The organism is Acinetobacter sp. LipI_15, assembly GCF_058242865.1.
Genome location: NZ_JBZAYN010000001.1, coordinates 2,243,395 through 2,263,790, shown reverse-complemented (window position 1 = coordinate 2,263,790; position 20,396 = coordinate 2,243,395). Strand labels below are relative to the sequence as shown.

Here is a 20,396-nt window from a genome sequence, read left to right as displayed (position 1 = left end):
GTGCTTTTTATAAATAATCCTCTCCCTAACCCTCTCTTGCGCTTCAATTTAAAAGCAGTGCTTTAAATTTTGCTCAGGAGAGGGAACTTCCGATCTTAATTTAGGCTTTTATGACACTAAAACTCTGCATATTCGAAAAATAAAATTCTAATGAGCTGTACTTTCCAATTTCCCAAAGCCCCTGAACATTTACTTAAAGCACTGCATGAAGTCATTCCACATTGTGAATTACATGCTCAACAGTTGCCTGAAACCCCGATTTCTTTATGGTTGATCCCACCGGTATTTCCAACCGATAAATTGGATAATGAAGTCATTCGTCGTATATGGAATGATACGCCGTATTGGATTTTTTGTTGGGCTTCAGGGCTTGCAATGGCGCAGTGGTTGTTGGCTGAACCCCATCATGTCAAAGATAAAGTGGTGTTGGACTTTGGTGCAGGTTCAGGTGTGGTGGCGATTGCAGCAAAAATGGCAGGGGCGAAACGCGTGATCTGCTGTGACATCGACCAAGTGAGCCTAGATGCCTGCCGTGCCAATGCAGAGCTGAATAATGTCGAACTCGAATATTTGGATGATCTGTATAAAGCCGAACAAGTCGATATTTTATTGGCTGCCGATGTGCTATATGACCAATGCAACCGTTTCTTTTTGGATGAATTTTTAAAGTTTGCTCCAGAAGTGTGGGTGGCAGACAGTCGTGTGAAAAACTTTAGTCATCCTAAATATGAAAAACTCGATGAACGAAGCGCGACGACATGGCCTGATTTGGATGAATCACCTGAGTTTCGAAATGTGAGTTTTTATAAAACCCTATAATTATTGAACTCATAAAAAAGACGCTCAAAGCGTCTTTTTTTTGTCTTTTGAATAACATATTTTATTAAGAACAGGTATAGCGAACCACACGTAAGGTTGCAGGGCGAGCATCGAGTGCATCACGTGCGCCTAAGTTTTCAGAGTTACGTAGGTCTGGGGTGTTTGACAGTCCAAAGTTCGCACGTGTATTACCAATTTGACGGCCGTACTGGGTATTTTCCAAAGCAGGATTTGCAATTTCGTTCACGCTTAAGATTTGTAATTTATAGGTCTTTTGCGTATTTAATACTTTTTGGCAAGCACGTTGTAATTTATTGGCATCCAGTTGTTGGTTTTGGCGACCCGCTAAAGTATATGCAAGTGTTGCGCTATCTGCAGATTTGGACTCTATTTGAAAGCCTGTTTGACCATTAAAAGCACGTGGAGTGCTTTGGCAAGCAGCCATCGACATTGCAACAATACCCAAACTTAAAACTTTGTAAATATTTTTCATCATTCATTCGCCGTGTGTATTTGTATGCTCAGTATGCCATAGTCCGTCTGTCGACTCGATGGGAAAACCAAGAAAGCAAAAGAAGTTTGATTAAATCTTTGATGCAGCCGAAACGATGAGTAGATGGAAATTGATATAAAAAAAGCTCATCAAAATAGGCTTTGATGAGCTTAAGTGTAATAGCAGGGCTGAGCGAATTAATCGTCAGTGATCATGCTATGTTTTTTCGTATCTTTCATGAAGACATAGGTAATTAAAGATAAACCAATCATGAATGTAATGTAGTAGAAGAAGTAGTTTTCATGGCCTGCATTTTTGAAGCTCAAAGCTACAAGTTCTGCGGTACCACCAAAGAGTGTATTTGCAATGGCATAAGGCAATGCAACACCTAGGGCACGGATGTGTGCAGGGAACAACTCTGCTTTTACTACAGCATTAATCGCAGTATAACCAGTGACAATTACCATACCGCTCATGCAAAGCATAAATGCTGTGGTTGGGCTAGTCGTAGAACCGATACCATTGAAAATAGGAATGGTAAACAGCACACCAAGCACACCAAAGGCGATCATAATTGGCTTACGACCAATTTTGTCTGAAAGTGCACCGACAGCAGGTTGTAAAAGCATGAAGATGAAAATTGCAGCCGTGGTAATTTCAGTAGCTGTGGTTTTTTCAAAGCCAGATGTGTTGACCAAATACTTTTGTAAATAAGTGGTAAAGGTGTTGAACGCTAAAGTACCACCGGCAGTCAACATGATCACAGTAAAGGCTTGTTTAGGGTATTTGGTAAATAACGCTAAAGCACCTGATTTTGGACCACCATTTTTAGCTTGTTCTTGAGCTTCTTTAGAGGATTGAGTTTCAACTAAACCGCGACGAATCCAGAACACCACTATAGCGAGCAACGCACCGATGAAGAACGGAACACGCCAGCCCCATTCAGTTAAAGCTTGTTCTGAGAAATTGCGTTGTAGGATAATTAAAACGCAAAGAGCCAATAGCTGACCTGAAATCAGTGTGACATATTGGAAACTTGAGAAGAAACCGCGGTGGTTTTTACCTGCCATTTCAGTCAAATAGGTCGCACTAGAGCCATATTCACCGCCGACACTTAAGCCTTGGAGTAAACGCGCTAAAAGTAGAATAGCGGGTGCGAGCATCCCTACAGAATCGTAGGTTGGCGCACATGCGATCATCAGTGAGCCGACACACATCAACGATACAGACAGCGTCAAACCTGCTTTACGACCTTTACGGTCCGCATAAATACCCATGACCCATGCGCCGATTGGACGCATTAAGAAACCGAGTGCAAAGACTGCAGCTGCTTGTAAGAGTTTTACAGTATTGTCACCGTCAGGGAAAAATTGCGGTGCAAAGTAAAGGGTAAAAGCAGCGTAGACATACCAGTCGTACCATTCAACGAGGTTGCCGGCAGATCCGCCGAGGATAGATTTGACACGAGTTTTTCTATCCAATTGTTCAGGAACAACTGGCTCAGATGAGTTTGACACATCATTCTCCAAGGAATGAATGCAAAACATATCCATTTAAACTCTTTGGGAAAAGTTTAAATCAATATATTTTGTCGAAATGGGAGATGGAACTATATTTATTTAATTTATACTCCTGTTGTCGCAGAAAATCATGCGACTTTAGTCTATAAAATGCGATATTTTTGGCCAGATACATTTTTCACGACTAAATGAAAACAACAAAGCCTCATCGATTGAGGCTTTGATTGGAAAAACATGCTGTTTTTGATCAGCTTGATCAATAAGTCATCATCAAATGAACCTGATCAATGCTCCTGAATTTTGGAATGGTGTTTGGTCTCTTTCATAAAGACGTAGACCAATAGCGAAATAAAAATCATGATGGTCACATAGATGAAGAACCAAGACTCGTGACCAGCTTCTTTAAAACTTAGCGCAAAGAATTCTGCCGTACCACCAAAGATGGTATTTGCAAGTGCATAAACGGGGTACATCAAAACTGAAGGCTTCTGCAGCTGAACATGCAATATATAAAAGCTTGAAATAAAATTTTAAAAAAGATTAGGTTGAAAAAAATACAAATCAACTGCTTGTAATTATGTTTGCTTTGAATATAGGTTCTGACTTTAAAATGATTGATTTCATGCTTGAGCCAGCAAGCTTTTAAACGTACATTTAAAATATAACTTCTCATTTATTGAAGGATATAAAAAACTCAGCGTACAGATATCTTGATCAAAATAGGTACTTGATCAAAAAAGCATGATCAATGAGAAAAATAATAAAGCAAAGAAAACGAAGCATTGTTGAATAAAAAGACATAGCGGGAGGGAGCGATGAATACACAACAACAATCAATATATGACATGGTGGTCATTGGTGGTGGAATAAATGGTGTTGGTATTGCCTGTGATGCAGCGGGGCGGGGTTTAAGTGTTTTGCTCTGTGAAAAAGACGATCTCGCGAGCCACACTTCATCTGCAAGTAGCAAATTAATTCATGGTGGTCTGCGCTATTTGGAACATAAAGAATTTCGTTTGGTACGTGAAGCACTGGCAGAACGCGAAGTTCTCCTTAAAAAAGCCCCTCATATTATTCAACCGATGCGTTTTATCATGCCACATGAACCGCACTTACGTCCGGCTTGGCTGATTCGGACTGGATTATTCTTTTATGATTATTTGGGTAAGCGAGAACAGCTTTCAGGCTCAAATGGTATTGAATTTGATGTGGAAGCTAGTCCTTTAGCATCCAAATTTACCCGAGGGTTCGAATATTCCGATTGTGCAGTAGATGACGCACGTTTGGTTGTACTGAATGCGATACAAGCACGAGAACATGGTGCACAGATTCTGACTCGAACAGAATGTTTAAATGCATATAGTAAGGGGGGTATTTGGCAGGTATGTTTAAAAAATGCCAAGGGTTTGCAAAATGTGCAGGCTAAAGTATTGGTGAATGCGGCAGGTCCTTGGGTTGCTGACTTTATAAAACAGGGGTTAAAGCAAGAGTCACCTTATGGTATACGGCTGATACAGGGTAGCCATATTATTGTGCCAAAGCTCTTTGACGGTGATAAAGCTTTTATTATGCAAAATGATGATCATCGCATTGTCTTTGCGATTCCTTATTTAGAACAATATACCCTGATCGGCACGACAGATCGTGAATATCAAGCAGACCCAAATCGAGTAAAGATAAGCCAAGAAGAAATCGATTACTTGCTTGATGTGTCAAATGATCACTTTAAAACTCAATTGACGCAAACGGACATCATTTCAACCTATTCAGGTGTGCGTCCGCTGTGTGATGATGAATCAGATAATCCAGCAGCAGTCACGCGAGATTATACTTTGGCACTGACAGATGTAGAAGGTGCAGCATTGCTATCAATTTTTGGTGGCAAGCTCACCACCTATCGAAAACTCGCAGAAGCGGCGCTAGATCAGCTTAAAACTGTTTTTCATCATCGATCCAAAGCGTGGACTGCTGATGCAACATTGCCTGGTGCGGAAAATTTAGAATCGGTAGAGCAGTTGATGGTTGAAATCCAACAAAAAGTGCGAGGGGTTTCGAGCAGCTTAGCTAGTCGTTGGGCACATGCTTATGGAACACGTGTCTGGATTTTGCTGAATCATTTAACTTCGATTGATGAATTGGGGCAAAACTTTGGACATGGCTTGTATGCTCAAGAAGTGGATTATTTGGTCGAACATGAGTGGGCGAGAAGTTCTGAAGATATTTTGCAAAGACGGACAAAGTTATATTTGCAATTCAGCGCAGCTGAAGTTGATGCTTTGGATGAATACTTAATGGCAATACGAATAAAGCAAAAAGCTCAAGATGTGGCTTAGTTGATATAAAAAAGACCGCACAAGGCGGTCTTTTAAATCTCCCTTAATCCCTCTTTTAAAAGAGGGAAATTAAAGGCGGATTAAGCAGATTTTTTTACAGCTTCTAAAAGCTCGTCTTGACGTGCTTTAAGTGCTTTTGGTAAACGGTCACCAAGTTTGTTGAACAATTCAGTGTGGCTTTCAAGTTCTTTGATCCACTGTTCTTTGTCTTGTGAAGTTACAAGATCAAATTGTTCTTTAGTGAAGTCTGAACCAGTCCAGTTCAATTGTTCGTAAGTCGGTACGCGGCCAATTGGAGTTTCAACAGCAGTTGCACGACCTTCACAACGGTCAATGATCCACTCAAGAACACGCATGTTTTGACCGAAACCTGGCCATACGAAGTTGCCTTCAGCATCACGACGGAACCAGTTCACGTTGTAGATACCAGGAAGTTTGTTGCCAGCAGCTTCAGCTTTAGCAGCAACTTGTTCACCAAGCTCTAACCAGTGAGAGAAGTAGTCAGCCATGTTGTAACCCGCGAATGGAAGCATTGCGAATGGGTCACGACGAACGATACCTTGTTGACCAACAGCAGCAGCAGTTGTTTCAGAGCCCATAGTTGCAGCTTTGTAAACACCGTCAACCCAGTCAAATGCTTCTGAAATTAGAGGCACTGTGTCTGCACGACGACCACCGAAGATGAACGCAGAAATCGGAACACCTGCTGGATTTTCCCAGTCAGCATCAATAGAAGGACATTGACCAGCTGAAACTGTGAAACGAGCGTTTGGATGCGCAGCTTTTTCACCAGCAACGTGTGGCTGACCTTTCCAGTTAGTTAGGTTAGCAGGTGCTTCTTTAGAAAGACCTTCCCACCATACTTCACCGTTGTCAGTTACAGCAACGTTGGTATAGATCACGTCTTTGTGAAGTGTTGCCATACAGTTCGGGTTAGTCTTGGTGTTTGTACCAGGTGCTACACCGAAGAAACCAGCTTCAGGGTTGATTGCGTATAAGCGACCATCTTCACCTGGTTTGATCCAAGCAATATCGTCACCTACAGTTTCAATTTTCCAACCTTCGTAACCCGCTGGTGGAATCAACATCGCGAAGTTTGTTTTACCACACGCAGAAGGGAATGCAGCTGCGATGTAGTGTTTTTCGCCTTGTGGGTTAGTCACGCCAAGGATTAGCATGTGTTCAGCTAACCAACCTTGTTGACGACCCATAGAAGATGCAATACGTAAAGCTAGGCATTTTTTACCCAACAATGCGTTACCGCCGTAACCAGAACCGTAAGACCAGATTTCACGAGTTTCTGGGTAATGAACGATGTATTTTTCAGGGTTGCAAGGCCAAGCAACGTCTTTTTGACCTTCTTCAAGCGGAGCACCAACAGTGTGTACGCAAGGAATGAAGTCACCGTCAGTACCAAGTACGTCATAAACAGCTTTACCCATACGAGCCATTTTAGACATACTTACAGCAACGTAAGGAGAATCAGTAAGTTCGATACCGATGTGAGCAATATGAGAACCTAAAGGACCCATAGAGAAAGGAACTACGTACAAAGTACGGCCTTTCATTGAACCGTCAAATAAACCATTCAGACGAGCACGCATTTCAGCTGGAGCTTCCCAGTTGTTTGTTGCGCCTGCATCTTCTTGTTTTTCAGAACAGATGTAAGTACGACCTTCAACACGAGCAACGTCAGAAGGATCAGAATTAGCAAGGTAAGAACCAGGATGTTTTTCTTGGTTAAGTTCTTGCATAGTGCCGTTAGCGATCATCAAGTCGATATAACGTTGATATTCTTCTGCGCTACCGTCACACCATTCGATTTTTGCTGGTTTGGTTAATTTGGCAATTTCTTCCACCCAAGCAATTAGCTTAGGGTGACGAACGAATTCTGGTGCGTTCACTTGGGTCATGGTGAGGCCTATCTCAAAAATGTACTAACCGTACAAAGTATAATCTGCATCATGGGTTACATCATGCAGATAAAAGATGAAAAAAAGTGGCTGTATTAAAGCATAAAATCATAAAAAAAATAAGACTAAAGAAGTGGTAGATTTTTTTTGGTAGTTAATGCTTTTTAAGTTAAATATAAATAAAATACAATAACTTAATAGATTTTATGGCGAATTTTAACTTTATTTATTAATGTGATGGACAATATTTTATATATTTATTTTTAATAAAAACAAAAAGTTGCATTCAATTGATATTTGAGAATTATTATTGATTAAATAAATGGTGGTAATTCGATTTTTACATAAAGGCGCTATTATTTGCTGTTAAATTCGACAAAATACAATACTAAGCGGCCAAGATGTATAAAAAGTGATTAAACAAGCCAAGCCTTTATCTATTATCTATAATAAAAAATCAGGATTTCATGCTGCAAATAAAGATGAAGTCTACGAGGAGCTTGTGCGGATATTATCCGATCATAATTTCGAAATACAGTCATTTGAGCTTGGGCAGGAAGCGAGTTTTGATACTTTAATGAGCAAGGTGTTTGCGCGCCATCAAGACCCTGATAATTTGGGCGTTGTCGTTGCTGCAGGTGGTGATGGAACCTTAAATGCAGTTGCTCATCGGTTGATGCATACCGATATTCCAATGGGGATCTTACCTTTAGGCACATTTAATTATGTGGCGCGCGTACTCAATATTCCTCTCGATTTAATTCAAGCAGCACAGGTCATTGCGATAGGCAATAATCGACAGGTACATGTGGCGCAAATCAATGAACATATCTATTTAAACAATGCCAGTTTGGGCTTGTATCCTTTATTTATACAAAAAAGAGAGTTTTATAATCAAAAGTTTGGTCGTTTCCCATTGCATGCTTATACCTCAGGTTTGGATGTGCTGATTCGAGATCGTAAAGAGTTGAAATTGGAAATAGAAGTTGATCATCATATTTATCCAGTCAAAACGCCTTTGATCTTTTTTGGTAATAACCAATTGCAATTGGCCGATTTAAATTTGCAAATTGCTAAAGATGCAGCAGCAGGTAAAGTTGCAGGTGTGGTGGTCGCAAAAAGTGATAAGAAAACTTTATTTAAAATTTTATGGCAGTTGATCCGTGGCAATATCGACAATGCGCCAGATGTGTATAGTTTTGCCGCTAATGAAGTCACGATACATACTCAACGAAAAAAAATGACCGTTGCTGTGGATGGTGAGATTGTAGAAATGAAACCGCCGCTTAAAATTCGAGTGCAAAAACAAGCCTTAAAGATACGGGTGCCACATGATACTGCATCTGTCTGATCTGCATTTTGGCACTGAAAAGCCAGAGTGTATGCGCGCGATTCAGCAATTTTGTCGTGAAAATCGTATCGAAGCCGTGGTTGCCAGTGGAGACTTAACCCAACGTGCGCGCTATCGTCAGTTTTATGCATGTAAGCAATTTTTAGAAAGCTTAAAGCTGCCTTATATCGTTGTTCCAGGGAATCATGATATTCCGCTGTATCATTTATGGAACCGTGTTTTTAGTCCTTTCGCACGTTATCAACTTTTTTTTGGTGCCATGGAAAATGTACTGGAAACCGAACATTTTTATTTAATTGGGATCAATAGTATTCGTCGTCGTTACCATACGCGAGGGCATGTATCGCTCGAGCAAATACATCATGTCGACGAGTTACTTAAACATGCGCCTCCCAATAAAGTGAAATTAATCATAGCGCATCAACCTTTTTATACACCGCCCAATGACCCACATGGTGTGAAAGATTGTCCTGTTCAAGGGCATTTGGCACTCGAGCAATGGAGTCAACACGGTTTGAATGGTTTATTGCATGGACATTTACATGTTCCAGCCAGCTATGACCTCAATCAAATTTATGCTTTAGGTGTTGATCATCCAGTTTGGGATATTCATGCAGGCACAGCGACGTCATATCGCCTACATGAGAACCTTGCCAACAGTTTTAATGTCATCGATGAGCAGATGAATGTGCGACATTATTTTTATCATTCAAAGTTAAAAATATTTGAAGAAAATCTCAGCACTCATGTTTTAGATGAGCTTTAACCATTTAAATTTAAATTTTGAAGAAAAAAAATACAAAAAGATGAAAAAATTTAGAATTTGCCCTTGAAGCGTTTTATTCCATCCCCACAAAAGTGTCATATCAAAATTTTGTCGATGACCTAGGAAATAAGAAGTCATCTTCACATCGTTATCAATGACATTTTAAATGTCTATGGAGTTAGAAATGAGCAAGATTCGTCCTTTACATGACAACGTCGTTATCCGCCGTGTTGAGAAAGAAACTAAAACTGCTGGCGGTTTAATCTTGAGTACTTCTGCTGCTGAACAACCAGCTCAAGGTGAAATCATTGCTGTAGGTAACGGCAAAGTAACTGACAACGGTGTTCGTGCGTTAGACGTTAAAGTTGGTGACAACGTGCTTTTTGGTGCTTATGCAGGCACTAAAGTTAAAGTTGACGGCGAAGAGCTTCTTGTAATGAAAGAGTCTGACATTTTAGCTGTACTTGAAGGCTAATCTCAGAACTTTCGAACCGAATTCGATTTGAAAAATATATTAAAAATTTTGGAGTAAACCATGTCAGCTAAAGACGTAAAATTTGGTGATTCAGCGCGTTCAAAAATGATCGCGGGCGTAAACGTACTTGCAGATGCTGTAAAAGTAACTTTAGGTCCTAAAGGCCGTAACGTTGTAATCGACCGTTCTTTCGGTGCGCCGCACATCACTAAAGATGGTGTTTCTGTTGCTAAAGAAATTACATTAAAAGACAAGTTTGAAAACATGGGCGCTCAACTAGTTCGTGAAGTGTCTTCAAAAACCAATGATATCGCGGGTGACGGTACAACAACTGCAACTGTACTTGCTCAAGCAATCCTAAACGAAGGGATCAAATCAGTTACTGCTGGTATGAATCCAATGGATCTTAAACGCGGTATCGACATCGCGGTTAAAGCAGTTGTAGCTGAAATTAAAGCAACTGCTAAACCAGCTTCTGACTCTAAAGCCATTGAACAAGTAGGTTCGATCTCTGCAAACTCTGATACCACTGTTGGTAAACTTATTGCTCAAGCAATGGAAAAAGTCGGTAAAGAGGGTGTAATTACAGTTGAAGAGGGTTCAGGCTTTGAAGATTCTCTAGATGTTGTAGAGGGTATGCAGTTTGACCGTGGTTACATCAGCCCGTACTTTGCAAACAAACAAGATACACTAACAGCTGAACTTGAAAACCCATACATTCTTCTTGTTGATAAAAAAATCAGCAACATCCGCGAATTAATTGCTGTACTTGAAGCTGTTGCTAAAACAGGTAAACCGCTTCTTATCATTGCTGAAGATGTTGAAGGTGAAGCACTTGCAACTCTTGTTGTAAACAACATGCGTGGCATTATCAAAGTTTGTGCTGTTAAAGCACCTGGTTTTGGTGATCGTCGTAAAGCGATGCTTCAAGACATCGCGATTTTAACTGGCGCGACTGTAGTTTCTGAAGAGGTTGGTATGTCTTTAGACCAAACTACACTTGAGCACTTAGGTACAGCTCATAAAGTTACTGTTTCTAAGGAAAACACAGTAATTGTTGATGGTGCAGGTGTTGCAGAGCAAATTGCTGAACGTGTAACTCAAATTCGTGCTCAAATTGAAGAATCAACTTCAGAATACGACAAAGAAAAACTTCAAGAACGCGTTGCTAAATTGGCAGGCGGTGTTGCTGTAATCAAAATCGGCGCTGCAACTGAAGTTGAAATGAAAGAGAAGAAAGATCGCGTTGACGATGCACTTCATGCAACTCGTGCTGCAGTTGAAGAAGGTGTTGTAGCAGGTGGTGGTGTTGCACTTGTACGTGCTGCAAAAGCACTTGAAGGTGTGTCTGGTGCTAATGATGACCAAAATGTTGGTATCAACATTTTACGTCGTGCAATTGAAGCGCCGCTTCGTCAAATCGTTGCAAACTCTGGTGATGAGCCATCAGTTGTAATCAATGCTGTGAAAAACGGTGAAGGTAACTTCGGTTATAACGCTGCAACTTCAGAGTATGGCGATATGCTTGAAATGGGTATTCTTGACCCAGCTAAAGTAACGCGTTCTGCGCTTGAGCATGCTGCATCTGTTGCAGGTCTTATGCTTACAACTGAATGTATGATTACTGAAATCCCAGAAGACAAACCTGCTATGCCTGATATGGGTGGCATGGGTGGTATGGGCGGTATGATGTAATTCATACTGATCATCCGATCTAAAAAATCCCCGCTACTTGCGGGGATTTTTTTATAAAAATCCTAGTTAGAGTAAAACACTAATCAAGCTTTTTGGTGAGTTTAAGATTTACTTCAGGCATTTCTAGTTTTTCACCTTTATCACCACGAAGCTCAATAAAGTTTTCACCTACAAAGTAAATTCGATTGTCGCCCTCGGCATCAAGTTGAATCATCCCAGGTTGATCTGGCAAAAACTTAAAACTGCCTTTTACTTTATTTTCAGTGTTTGCAGGTTTGCCTAAAAACTCTTGGCTAAGCGCGTAGCTTTTATCGAGTTTGAGTTCAAGCTCAGTTTCAATCCCTTTGCAATCATGGCAAGGCAGAATCCCTTTATATTCACCTGCCCAATCAAGTGTATTTTCGGTGTTATCACCTGTGGCAATCGGGCTTTCTGAGGCAGCGTCCGTATTGGCAATGACATTATTATCTGGGGGTGTCGCAGTTTCAGATTCATTGCTGGTCTTTGAACATGCCGTTAGGGTTGCACTGACCATATAGAGAGCGAGCATTAGTTTTTTCATGAGATTTATACACCGTATGTACCCAATATAATGCTAAGCGTGACTTTTATTGCGCAAGAAAAATAGCCTATTCCTGTTAACAATTGTGTGTTTGGTTAATACATCAAAACAGACATTTGATTTTTAAAATTCGTAAATAGTGAAATATTGGTGATTTACCTAAAAGTGAACACTAAAGGACATTTATATATTAATTGGTGGATTACTGAACAATATAGGCTTTTATAATTATTTTGCGTTGTTAAACTCTGTGGCATAGAAAAAACTGTCGGTGCAAATTGTGTTTGAAAAAACAGCGGAAAAAAGTCTGAACTTAATGGGGTGGCAAATTGATAACCATTGGGATTTAAATATCGACCAATGTGTCATGATTGCAGCGCCACATACCAGTAATTGGGATGCACTTTATGCACGCCTTGCCCTGAAAGCTTTAGGGGTTAATGTTCGTATCACGATTAAAGACAGTTATATGAAATTCCCGTTTGGGCCTTTTGTACGTGCCATGGGCGGAATTGGTATTAATCGACGTCCAAAACAAGATGGTGAAGCTCGTCAAAGTATGGTTGAGCTGATGGCTGACTTGTTCAAGCATCATCCAAAATTGGTCATGTTGGTGACGCCAGAAGGGACACGCGCCAAACAAGAGAAGTGGAAAACTGGTTTTTACCATGTTGCTATGCAAGCGGGTGTGCCGATTGCTTTAGCCTATATGGACTATGCGCAGAAAAAGACTGGGGTGGGTAAAATTGTTTATCCTACAGGCGATTATGAAAAAGATATGGCTGAAATCATGGATTTTTACGCGCAAATACATGCCAAATTTCCTGAAAAATTCAGTGTCGATACACGCTATCACTAATCCAACAATCCAAAAAAAAGGACAGCATCGGCTGTCCTTTTTTATGTTTAGATTCTTCTATTTAGATTCTTCTGTTTAGATTTTTATATTGATTTTAATCATTAAAGTCGGGATGGATACCGCCCAGATTTTGACATGCCGCCTTATAAATAATGTATTGCTGATCAACTACATCAATGAGCGGGATACGAAATAATTTTTCGCCTTCTTTATAGCTGTCGATATATGACACGACCTTTTGTTTACTTGATGCCAGTTTTTCTTCATGAAAACTTGTAATCGAGCTATGAGTCATATGTGAACTTTCAATATTATTGCATTGAAAATGTGAGAGTAGTTTTTCAGCTTTTTTAATTTCGCTGGACGTGCCAAACATACAGCCGCTAAGCAGAGTCACACCTGCAAGCAGGATGAGCTTTTTCATGGTTTTATTTTAAGCAAAATTATGAGGTGCAATATTCTATTAATTTTCGTCAAAAAAATTAATCACTTTTTTACCATTTGGCTAATTTTTATTTAAATGTGAACTGTGTCATTGTTACAAGATGTGAATATCTAACTGAGAAGGGGTTTTTCTAGAATGACTTGGATAAATATCTTTAGGTTTTGAGTTATCAGCTTAAGATACTCATTGTCACCAAAAAGCAGCCTGAAGAAAATAAAAGTCCTAATACAATATGTTTAAATTGGCGTTCTGAAATGTGATAAAAAAGTTTGGCACCAAAAATCACGGGAAAAGCCATAATCACCAACAGCACAGCTAAATAGGGGAGATGTTCACGATGGATGATCCCTTGTAGCAGGTAGCTAATGAGTGTGACGAGCTGAATAGCTAAATTGAAATGTCGCAAAATATAGCGTTGTTCTGCTTTGGGTGTATTTTTCAGCATGAGCCATGCAGAGGGTAATGCACCACAAAAGCCTCCAAGACCACCCAAGATTCCAGCAATATATCCGATACTAGAATCCGCCCATTTCCCTGTCTTTTGGATGAATGAAAATTTTGGATTAAAAAATAAAATTGGGCACCAAAACATTAAAAAAGCGCCCAAAACCAATTTAAATGTATCTGGATTAATGCTGTCTAATAAATAGGTACCTAGCGGCACACCTAAAATTCCTGCAATTAAATAGGGATAAATGATATTTTTATTGATCGGAATGCTTTTGCGTTCTGATGATAATGAAATGAAGTGGCTATAAATTGAAGCGCAGACGACCAAGGGTGCTGCTATTTGCGGGGGGAGTATCCAAACCCAAAATGACATTGCGATAAGGGCGAATGCAAACCCTGTTAATCCTTGTACGAATCCCGCAAAGATGGCACCAAGAATAAAAATCAGCCAAGTCATTAAATTACAGCTTTGAAATACGTGGCGCTATTGTAGTGAATTTTTCTATATAAATGTGGCTGACTGAGTAAATGTAGCAAAATTGGACATCAAATCATGAATAGAACATGAATATTTAAATACAGCAGATGTACACAGACTTCCAATTAAATTCATTTCGATAAGTGAAAATGCTCTTCATCAAAGAGGAGTGCTACACATGCTTAAACAAGTTGCTTTGCTATCTGTGGTTGCAGTTACATTTACAGGGTGTGTCGTGGCGCCATTTGATGATGGCCGATACCAATCGAATCGATATGGCTATGCAAATCAATATGGTTATTCATGTCAATATGGTGGTTCATACGGACAGCGCTATGACTCAAGTCAGCGTTATGACCGTTCATATGGTCGAGTGAATAGCCCGCAACATCGACCAAACTCACCACGACCGAATTCGAATAGCCGTCCAGACGATATATATAAACCAAATGCGCATAAACCGAATGTACAGAAACCTTCATCTCAGCATCCGTCAAATGTGCAGCGTCCAAGCTCAAAGCCTCAGACGCCAGCTAAACCCAATACAAGCAAGCCCCAGCAGCAAAAACCACAGCAACAACGTCCAAAAGTGACGCCCGTGGATAAAGCTAAAACCCCGGGTGGATTTAATAGCCAGCGTCCACTTCGACCACAGGTTTAATGATTTTCAAGTAATAAAAAAGGACGCATTGGCGTCCTTTTTTGTGTGTATTTGCATTAAGCCTTTTTATATAAGCCTGCACGCACCGTTCCAGCTTTGGTTTGTTTGATTTGCTGCCAAGTGCTCGGGAGTTTTAACTGAGCAAGATCACGGTCAGCTTCGATATATATTAAACCATTGTCTGCAATGCACGGATCGACCAATTCAGCAAGTTCTTGCCATAAATCAAGACTATAAGGGGGATCTAAGAAAATCAGATCAAATTGATCTTTCAAGTTAGGAATGGCTTGTTGTGCCGTCATGTTTTTGAGTTGCACACGTTGTTTACTCACCCTTAAGAGTTCTAAATTGTCCATGAGAAACTTCGCTTGGGTGCGATCAGGTTCAATTAAAACGGCTTCTGCTGCACCACGTGAGAGTGCTTCAAACGACAAAGCACCTGAACCTGTACACAGGTCGAGAACTTTGGCATTTTGAACATCCCACATGAGCCAGTTAAATAATGTCTCGCGGACACGGTCAGGTGTGGGGCGTAAACCGTCAATACTGGCAAAAGGCAATTGACGACGCTTCCATTCACCACCAATGATTCTTAATTGATTTTTCATGAATTATTCCTCATCGGTTGCATGTGCGGCACTGGCAGCACGAGGTGTTGTATTTGCACTATTCGGTTGTTGAGTTGCACTATTATTCTGCTGTGCAGTTGGGCTCGCATTTGGATCGGCTGATAAAATATTCGAGCCACTTGGCAACTCACTTGGTTTTAGACCCGCAGTCATGAGACCACCGCTAATTTGATGGCTAGCAGGACGAATTGGATTCTTTTTACGTGTTAATAACCAGTAGTCAAACATTGGTTTCGCAATTTGAGCAGCAGAACCACCGTGACGACCATTTTCCCAAACGACGGCAATGGCAATTTCAGGTTTTTCCGCAGGGGCAAAACCAACAAATAAACCATGGTCAAGTTGACGCTCTGTCAATAAGGACTCGTTATAACGTTTACCTTGGGCAATACTTTTAACCTGTGCAGTTCCTGTTTTACCTGCTATTTGATACATTGGGGTACGAATACCACGACCTGTCCCTGTTTGTACCACATCAATCATGGCATCACGCATTTTAATCCAATCATCTGGCTTACCATTAAATTGAATGCGACCATTCGGGGCGTTATGAACTTTATGAACCTTTGCGCCTTTACTTTCACGCAAAACGTGAGGTGTAACATGAGAGCCTTGATTGGCGGTAATAGCAGTCGCCATCGCCAGTTGTAATGGTGTTGCTGTAAATGCACCTTGACCAATACTGACAGAAATGGTTTCACCTTTAAGCCAGTTGGACTTCCGTGTGCGGAGCTTCCATTCAGGATTTGGATATAGCCCCGTACTTTCACTTGGTAAATCTACACCGGTTTTTTCACCGAAACCAAACTGACGCATCCAAGTATTCATTTTTTCAATTCCCATGCGATAGGACAAGACATAGAAGTAGGTATCGCAGGAAATGACTTGAGCTTTGTGTAAATTAACTGAGCCATGACCAGTTTTTTTGTGGTCACGGAAACGATGGCTGTCACCCGGAAGCGTGAAATAGCCCGGATCTGAAATGGCAGTACTCCAATCCACTAGACCATAATGAATACCACCTAGACCAAACATTGGCTTAATCGTTGAACCCGGTGGATAAGCCCCTTGCACGGCACGGTTATATAATGGCTGATCGAGGCTATCACGCAGTTCAGAATAATCTTTGCTGCTAATCCCGGTAACAAATAAGTTAGGATTAAAACTTGGACTAGAAACGAGAGCAAGAATTTCTCCAGTACGTGGGTCAATCGCAACAATTGCACCACGTCGACCTGCAAGCTGCTCTGACGCGACCATTTGCAGTCCATAATCTAGGGATAAATATAAGTCATTACCACGAATCGGATCTTTACGACCTAGATGTCGTAACACATTACCAAAGGCATCGGCTTCAACCGACTCATTCCCCGGCATACCATGTAAAAGTTGTTCGTATGATTTTTCAACGCCAATTTTACCGATCAGGTTTGAGCCAGCGTATAAATCTTTATCAATCGATTTTAGTTCTTTGTCATTAATACGACCTACATAACCAATCACATGGGCAAACAGTTCGCCATGTGGATAATAGCGAGTCATTTGGGTCTCTATATTGACACCCGGGAATTGATATTTCACCTCACTAAAACGGGCGATATCATTTTCATTTAAATTCAGTTTAATCGAAACGCGTTCAGTCTTTTTAGAGGTTTTAATTCGACTTTTGAAACGTTCGATGTCTTCATCAGTCAGTTCTAACAGAGGCGTTAGGCGCTCTACCGTATCATCAATGTCTTCAACATCCGCACGGCTCATGGTTGCTGAGAAAACCGGATAATTATCCGCTAATAACACACCATTACGGTCATAGATATAACCACGAGAAGGTGCAAGCGGTTGCAATCGAATTCGGTTTTGATCGGCAGCAGTCGAAAAGGTCTCATAACTTTTGATTTGCAAATATGCATATCGTGCCACAAGCAACAGCATAAAGAAGGAGACAATCCCTATCGAAATCACCACGCGATTACGATAAATCCGCTTTTCTTGCTGGACATTTTTTAAAGGATAATGCTGCTTCATACGCGATCGACTTAAAGACTGAGAGCTAAAATAACGGAAGAGGCATATTCTAGCGCAACTGACATTTTTTTGATAAGTAAAAAAGACTCTGCTGTGATTGCAGTCTATATTTTGACTTTGCAGACATGAAAAATATGGGGCTTTGTGTATAACAGTTCATATTATTCTGCTAAAGTCGAAACGTATAAAAAAGGAATATTCCAAAAAATAATACTAAGGAAGTTTGTGAAAACAATGAATAAATTATATCCATTGCTTGCATTTATGATGCTCGGAAGCATCGCACATGCCAATGACAATTCATTTTTACCTGAGGCAAAGTTAACAGGTAAGGGTTATCAACCATGGAATGTTGGAGCAGGTTTTACTCAAAAAATTATTCACGTGAATGGTGAGTGGGTAAACCCATATGGCATTGCCTATGCAAAAGCTGGTGTTTTCTTGAACGATGATAAAACACCTGGTGGGCAAGTCGGCTTTCGTTACCCAGTTCATTTCACTGGCAAAGATAAAAATGGTTATTATATCGGAGCTTATGCGGGCCACATCGACTCCAAGAAAGTAGATGGTGAAGATGAAGCGCGTTTAGGTGGTGGTATCGATCTTGCTTATGTGATGTTGGGTGCCGAGCGTATTAGTACGTTTAGTGTAGGCTTGGGTGCGGGTGAAAAATTAGAAGACAAATCAGGTAATGTGATTGTGGAAACCGAACCGAGACTACAAATCTCATATACTTTAAGTTTTGGTTTGTAGTGAAAATAATCAACTTTATTTTATAACCGCACTCACTGAATAAAATTAAATATGGAAGTTATGCATGCTTGAGTACGTTAACGAATTGTGGCAAACCTTTTTGCAACGTCCCGATTTTTGGGCTGTGCTGAGTATTATCCCCGTTACCGCATTCGTTACCTGGGCACACGTTTGGATGGCACTGAAAATGGTGTTTTACCCGATTACTTTCTGGGGATTCCATTTAGGTCCATTACCCGTAGGATGGCAGGGGATTGTGCCAAGAAAAGCTGGACGTATTTCTGGCATTATTACGGATAATACATTGTCTAAATTGGGTTCCTTGCGTGAGTTTTTGGATGCAATGGATCCTGAGGACATGGCGCGCATCATTGGTGAACAAGTTGGCTTTGAGCTTGAACATTTGATTGATGAAGTCATGCTAGACCGAAATGCGGTGCTTTGGGAAAACCTACCGTATTCGATTAAACGTCGTATTTATGCCCAAGCACACAAACAGCTACCAAATACCTTAAAAGAACTCGTGACCGAACTGACCATGAACGTAGAGTCACTTGTTGATATGCGTGAAATGGTGGTGAGTCAAATGGAAGCAGATCGTCTCTTGATGGTGCGTATGTTTCTTAAAGTTGGCCAAAAAGAAATCAACTTTATTTGGCATATCAGTGCCTTGATTGGGATGTTCTTTGGTATCTTCCAGATGATCGTTTGGTTTGTGGTGCCTTGGCATTGGACGGTTCCATTTTGGGCAGCAATCTGGGGCTTTTTGACCAACTGGATTGCCATCTGGATGGTATTTAATCCCATTGAACCGCACCCCGTAAAGTATTTGCAATTATTTGAATTAACTAAAGATCGTAAATTCCCTTGGATTAAACCTGTGATTCCACGTATTGGAACGTACAATGTTCAAGGGGCGTTTATGAAACGCCAAGAAGAAGTTTCGGATGTATTCGCAAGTGTAGTCACAGAAGACCTAATTACGTTAAAATCTATCATGACTGAAATGATGTATGGCGGGAAGAAAGATAAGACTCGTCGCATTGTGAAACGTCATATTAATGAAATTATGGAGTCTCCACTGGTTCGTACCTCATTACAGTTGTCTTTAGGTCCAAAAGAGTACGCAAAACTCAAGACAGACTTGATCGATCGCTCAATTGAAATTACGATGGTGCCTGTATGCGACCCTGCGTTTAATGCGAGCCGTGCACAGAAAATCTTTCAAATGTTTAGAGACCGTATTCGTGAGCTAACACCGAAAGAATTTCAAAATCTATTACGTCCTGCATTTCAGGAAGACGAATGGATTTTAATTGTCTTGGGTGGTGTAACCGGTTTTATCGCGGGTACAATACATTTGTTTGTGGCTTTCTTATAATTAGATGCTGGAAGACGATCTGAATCTTGGGTTCAGATCACTACATAGCGTCATATACAATGTTTAAAATGAGGATGTTTTTTTATGCGCATTATATTACTCGGACCACCTGGAGCAGGTAAAGGTACACAAGCTCAGTTGATCTGTAAGCGCTACGATATCCCACAAATTTCAACCGGTGATATGCTCCGTGCTGCGATTCGTGAAGGTACTGAATTAGGTCTACAAGCTAAAAGCGTCATGGATAATGGCGGCCTTGTATCTGATGAGCTTATTATTGGTCTTGTAAAAGAACGCATTGCTCAACCTGACTGTGTCAACGGCTGCATTTTCGACGGTTTCCCGCGTACGATTCCACAAGCTGAAGCGCTTGAAAACGAAGGGATCAGCATCGATCACGTGATTGAAATCGATGTACCTGACGAAGAAATCGTTCAACGTTTATCTGGTCGTCGTCAACACCCTGCATCTGGTCGTGTATATCACACCGTTTACAACCCACCAAAAGTGGAAGGTAAAGATGACGAAACTGGTGAAGACCTTGTTCAACGTCCGGATGACCAAGAAGCAACAATTCGTAAGCGTTTAGGTTCTTACCACGCTGAAACTGAGCAATTGGTTGGTTTCTACCAAGGTCGCGCAGCTTCTGGCGAAAACGCACCGACTTATGACAAATTAAATGGTCTTCGTCCAATCGATCAAGTTCAAACTGATTTGTTCGCGATTTTAGATCAGTCTAAATAATTCAGCTTTTTTGAATTTTTGACAATCAAAGAGTCCTACTGCAT

19 protein-coding genes and 1 pseudogene are annotated in these 20,396 nt (G+C 40.7%); 11 read left to right on the top strand and 9 right to left on the bottom strand.

Translation table 11 applies throughout. The features are described from left to right. Nucleotides 1-150 precede the first annotated feature (150 nt). Entirely contained in the window at nt 151-819 is a 669-nt protein-coding gene (locus tag AC4CU0_RS10840; RefSeq protein ID WP_180020683.1) for a class I SAM-dependent methyltransferase, read from the top strand. Nucleotides 820-883: 64 nt separating this feature from the next. Here the strand turns inward: AC4CU0_RS10840 and AC4CU0_RS10835 are convergent, their stop codons facing one another. The 3 genes and pseudogenes from AC4CU0_RS10835 to AC4CU0_RS10825 all read right to left on the bottom strand — a co-directional run. Next, nucleotides 884-1,312 (bottom strand): hypothetical protein, encoded by a 429-nt coding sequence (locus AC4CU0_RS10835; RefSeq protein ID WP_078193296.1) that lies wholly within the window; start codon nt 1,310-1,312, stop codon nt 884-886. A 197-nt stretch (nt 1,313-1,509) separates the two neighbouring features. Next, nucleotides 1,510-2,829 (bottom strand): MFS transporter, encoded by a 1,320-nt coding sequence (locus AC4CU0_RS10830; protein WP_078190125.1) that lies wholly within the window; start codon nt 2,827-2,829, stop codon nt 1,510-1,512. Between the two features lie 287 nt (nt 2,830-3,116). Beyond that, nucleotides 3,117-3,293 (bottom strand): annotated as a pseudogene (locus AC4CU0_RS10825) (alpha-ketoglutarate permease); the annotation flags it as partial. Between the two features lie 354 nt (nt 3,294-3,647). Between AC4CU0_RS10825 and glpD the strand changes: the two are divergent. Further along, on the top strand, nt 3,648-5,165 hold the full coding sequence (gene glpD / locus AC4CU0_RS10820) for a glycerol-3-phosphate dehydrogenase (RefSeq protein WP_472584939.1): 1,518 nt from the start codon (nt 3,648-3,650) through the stop codon (nt 5,163-5,165). An 80-nt stretch (nt 5,166-5,245) separates the two neighbouring features. On the opposite strand, the gene AC4CU0_RS10815 is transcribed toward glpD, so the two are convergent. Then, nucleotides 5,246-7,078 carry a phosphoenolpyruvate carboxykinase (GTP) gene (locus tag AC4CU0_RS10815; protein ID WP_078189879.1) on the bottom strand — a complete coding sequence of 611 codons (1,833 nt, stop codon included), beginning with the start codon at nt 7,076-7,078 and terminating at the stop codon, nt 5,246-5,248. Between the two features lie 412 nt (nt 7,079-7,490). Here AC4CU0_RS10815 and AC4CU0_RS10810 point away from each other — a divergent pair, with 412 nt between their 5' ends. The 4 genes from AC4CU0_RS10810 to groL all read left to right on the top strand — a co-directional run bounded on the left by AC4CU0_RS10810 (nt 7,491) and on the right by groL (nt 11,365). After that, nucleotides 7,491-8,429: a diacylglycerol/lipid kinase family protein gene (locus tag AC4CU0_RS10810; protein ID WP_490743133.1), complete on the top strand. Its 939-nt coding sequence runs from the start codon at nt 7,491-7,493 to the stop codon at nt 8,427-8,429. Next, nucleotides 8,410-9,195 (top strand): metallophosphoesterase family protein, encoded by a 786-nt coding sequence (locus tag AC4CU0_RS10805; RefSeq protein ID WP_490743132.1) that lies wholly within the window; start codon nt 8,410-8,412, stop codon nt 9,193-9,195. The genes AC4CU0_RS10810 and AC4CU0_RS10805 overlap by 20 nt, the downstream gene beginning before the upstream one ends. A 184-nt stretch (nt 9,196-9,379) precedes the next feature. Continuing rightward, entirely contained in the window at nt 9,380-9,670 is a 291-nt protein-coding gene (locus AC4CU0_RS10800) for a co-chaperone GroES (protein WP_078189876.1), read from the top strand. A 60-nt stretch (nt 9,671-9,730) separates the two neighbouring features. Next, entirely contained in the window at nt 9,731-11,365 is a 1,635-nt protein-coding gene (gene groL / locus AC4CU0_RS10795; protein WP_078192965.1) for a chaperonin GroEL, read from the top strand. A gap of 79 nt (nt 11,366-11,444) precedes the next feature. On the opposite strand, the gene AC4CU0_RS10790 is transcribed toward groL, so the two are convergent. After that, entirely contained in the window at nt 11,445-11,927 is a 483-nt protein-coding gene (locus AC4CU0_RS10790) for a copper resistance protein NlpE (RefSeq protein WP_490743131.1), read from the bottom strand. 280 nt (nt 11,928-12,207) lie between these two features. Between AC4CU0_RS10790 and AC4CU0_RS10785 the strand changes: the two genes are divergently transcribed. Further along, the gene (locus AC4CU0_RS10785) at nt 12,208-12,786 is read left to right on the top strand and encodes a 1-acyl-sn-glycerol-3-phosphate acyltransferase (RefSeq protein ID WP_171262613.1); all 579 of its coding nucleotides are present in this window, start codon (nt 12,208-12,210) and stop codon (nt 12,784-12,786) included. Between the two features lie 94 nt (nt 12,787-12,880). Here the strand turns inward: AC4CU0_RS10785 and AC4CU0_RS10780 are convergent, their stop codons facing one another. After that, complete coding sequence (locus tag AC4CU0_RS10780) at nt 12,881-13,210, bottom strand: hypothetical protein (protein ID WP_490743130.1); 330 nt, start codon at nt 13,208-13,210, stop codon at nt 12,881-12,883. Between the two features lie 190 nt (nt 13,211-13,400). After that, on the bottom strand, nt 13,401-14,138 hold the full coding sequence (locus AC4CU0_RS10775) for a sulfite exporter TauE/SafE family protein (protein WP_180131111.1): 738 nt from the start codon (nt 14,136-14,138) through the stop codon (nt 13,401-13,403). Between the two features lie 199 nt (nt 14,139-14,337). Between AC4CU0_RS10775 and AC4CU0_RS10770 the strand changes: the two genes are divergently transcribed. Next, nucleotides 14,338-14,820 (top strand): hypothetical protein, encoded by a 483-nt coding sequence (locus AC4CU0_RS10770; RefSeq protein WP_490743129.1) that lies wholly within the window; start codon nt 14,338-14,340, stop codon nt 14,818-14,820. Nucleotides 14,821-14,876: 56 nt separating this feature from the next. Here the strand turns inward: AC4CU0_RS10770 and rsmD are convergent, their stop codons facing one another. Together rsmD and mrdA are read right to left on the bottom strand one after the other, a co-directional pair. Beyond that, complete coding sequence (rsmD, locus tag AC4CU0_RS10765) at nt 14,877-15,428, bottom strand: 16S rRNA (guanine(966)-N(2))-methyltransferase RsmD (protein WP_078189870.1); 552 nt, start codon at nt 15,426-15,428, stop codon at nt 14,877-14,879. 3 nt (nt 15,429-15,431) lie between these two features. After that, nucleotides 15,432-17,474, bottom strand: a complete 2,043-nt coding sequence (gene mrdA, locus AC4CU0_RS10760) for a penicillin-binding protein 2 (RefSeq protein ID WP_490743128.1) — start codon at nt 17,472-17,474, stop codon at nt 15,432-15,434. A gap of 234 nt (nt 17,475-17,708) precedes the next feature. On the opposite strand from mrdA, the gene AC4CU0_RS10755 reads away from it, so the two are divergent. The 3 genes from AC4CU0_RS10755 to adk all read left to right on the top strand — a co-directional run bounded on the left by AC4CU0_RS10755 (nt 17,709) and on the right by adk (nt 20,352). Beyond that, nucleotides 17,709-18,227, top strand: a complete 519-nt coding sequence (locus tag AC4CU0_RS10755; protein ID WP_490743127.1) for a hypothetical protein — start codon at nt 17,709-17,711, stop codon at nt 18,225-18,227. 64 nt (nt 18,228-18,291) lie between these two features. Next, nucleotides 18,292-19,608: a DUF445 domain-containing protein gene (locus AC4CU0_RS10750; protein WP_168378316.1), complete on the top strand. Its 1,317-nt coding sequence runs from the start codon at nt 18,292-18,294 to the stop codon at nt 19,606-19,608. An 84-nt stretch (nt 19,609-19,692) separates the two neighbouring features. Beyond that, on the top strand, nt 19,693-20,352 hold the full coding sequence (gene adk, locus AC4CU0_RS10745) for an adenylate kinase (RefSeq protein ID WP_078189866.1): 660 nt from the start codon (nt 19,693-19,695) through the stop codon (nt 20,350-20,352). The last annotated feature ends 44 nt before the right edge of the window (nt 20,353-20,396 follow it).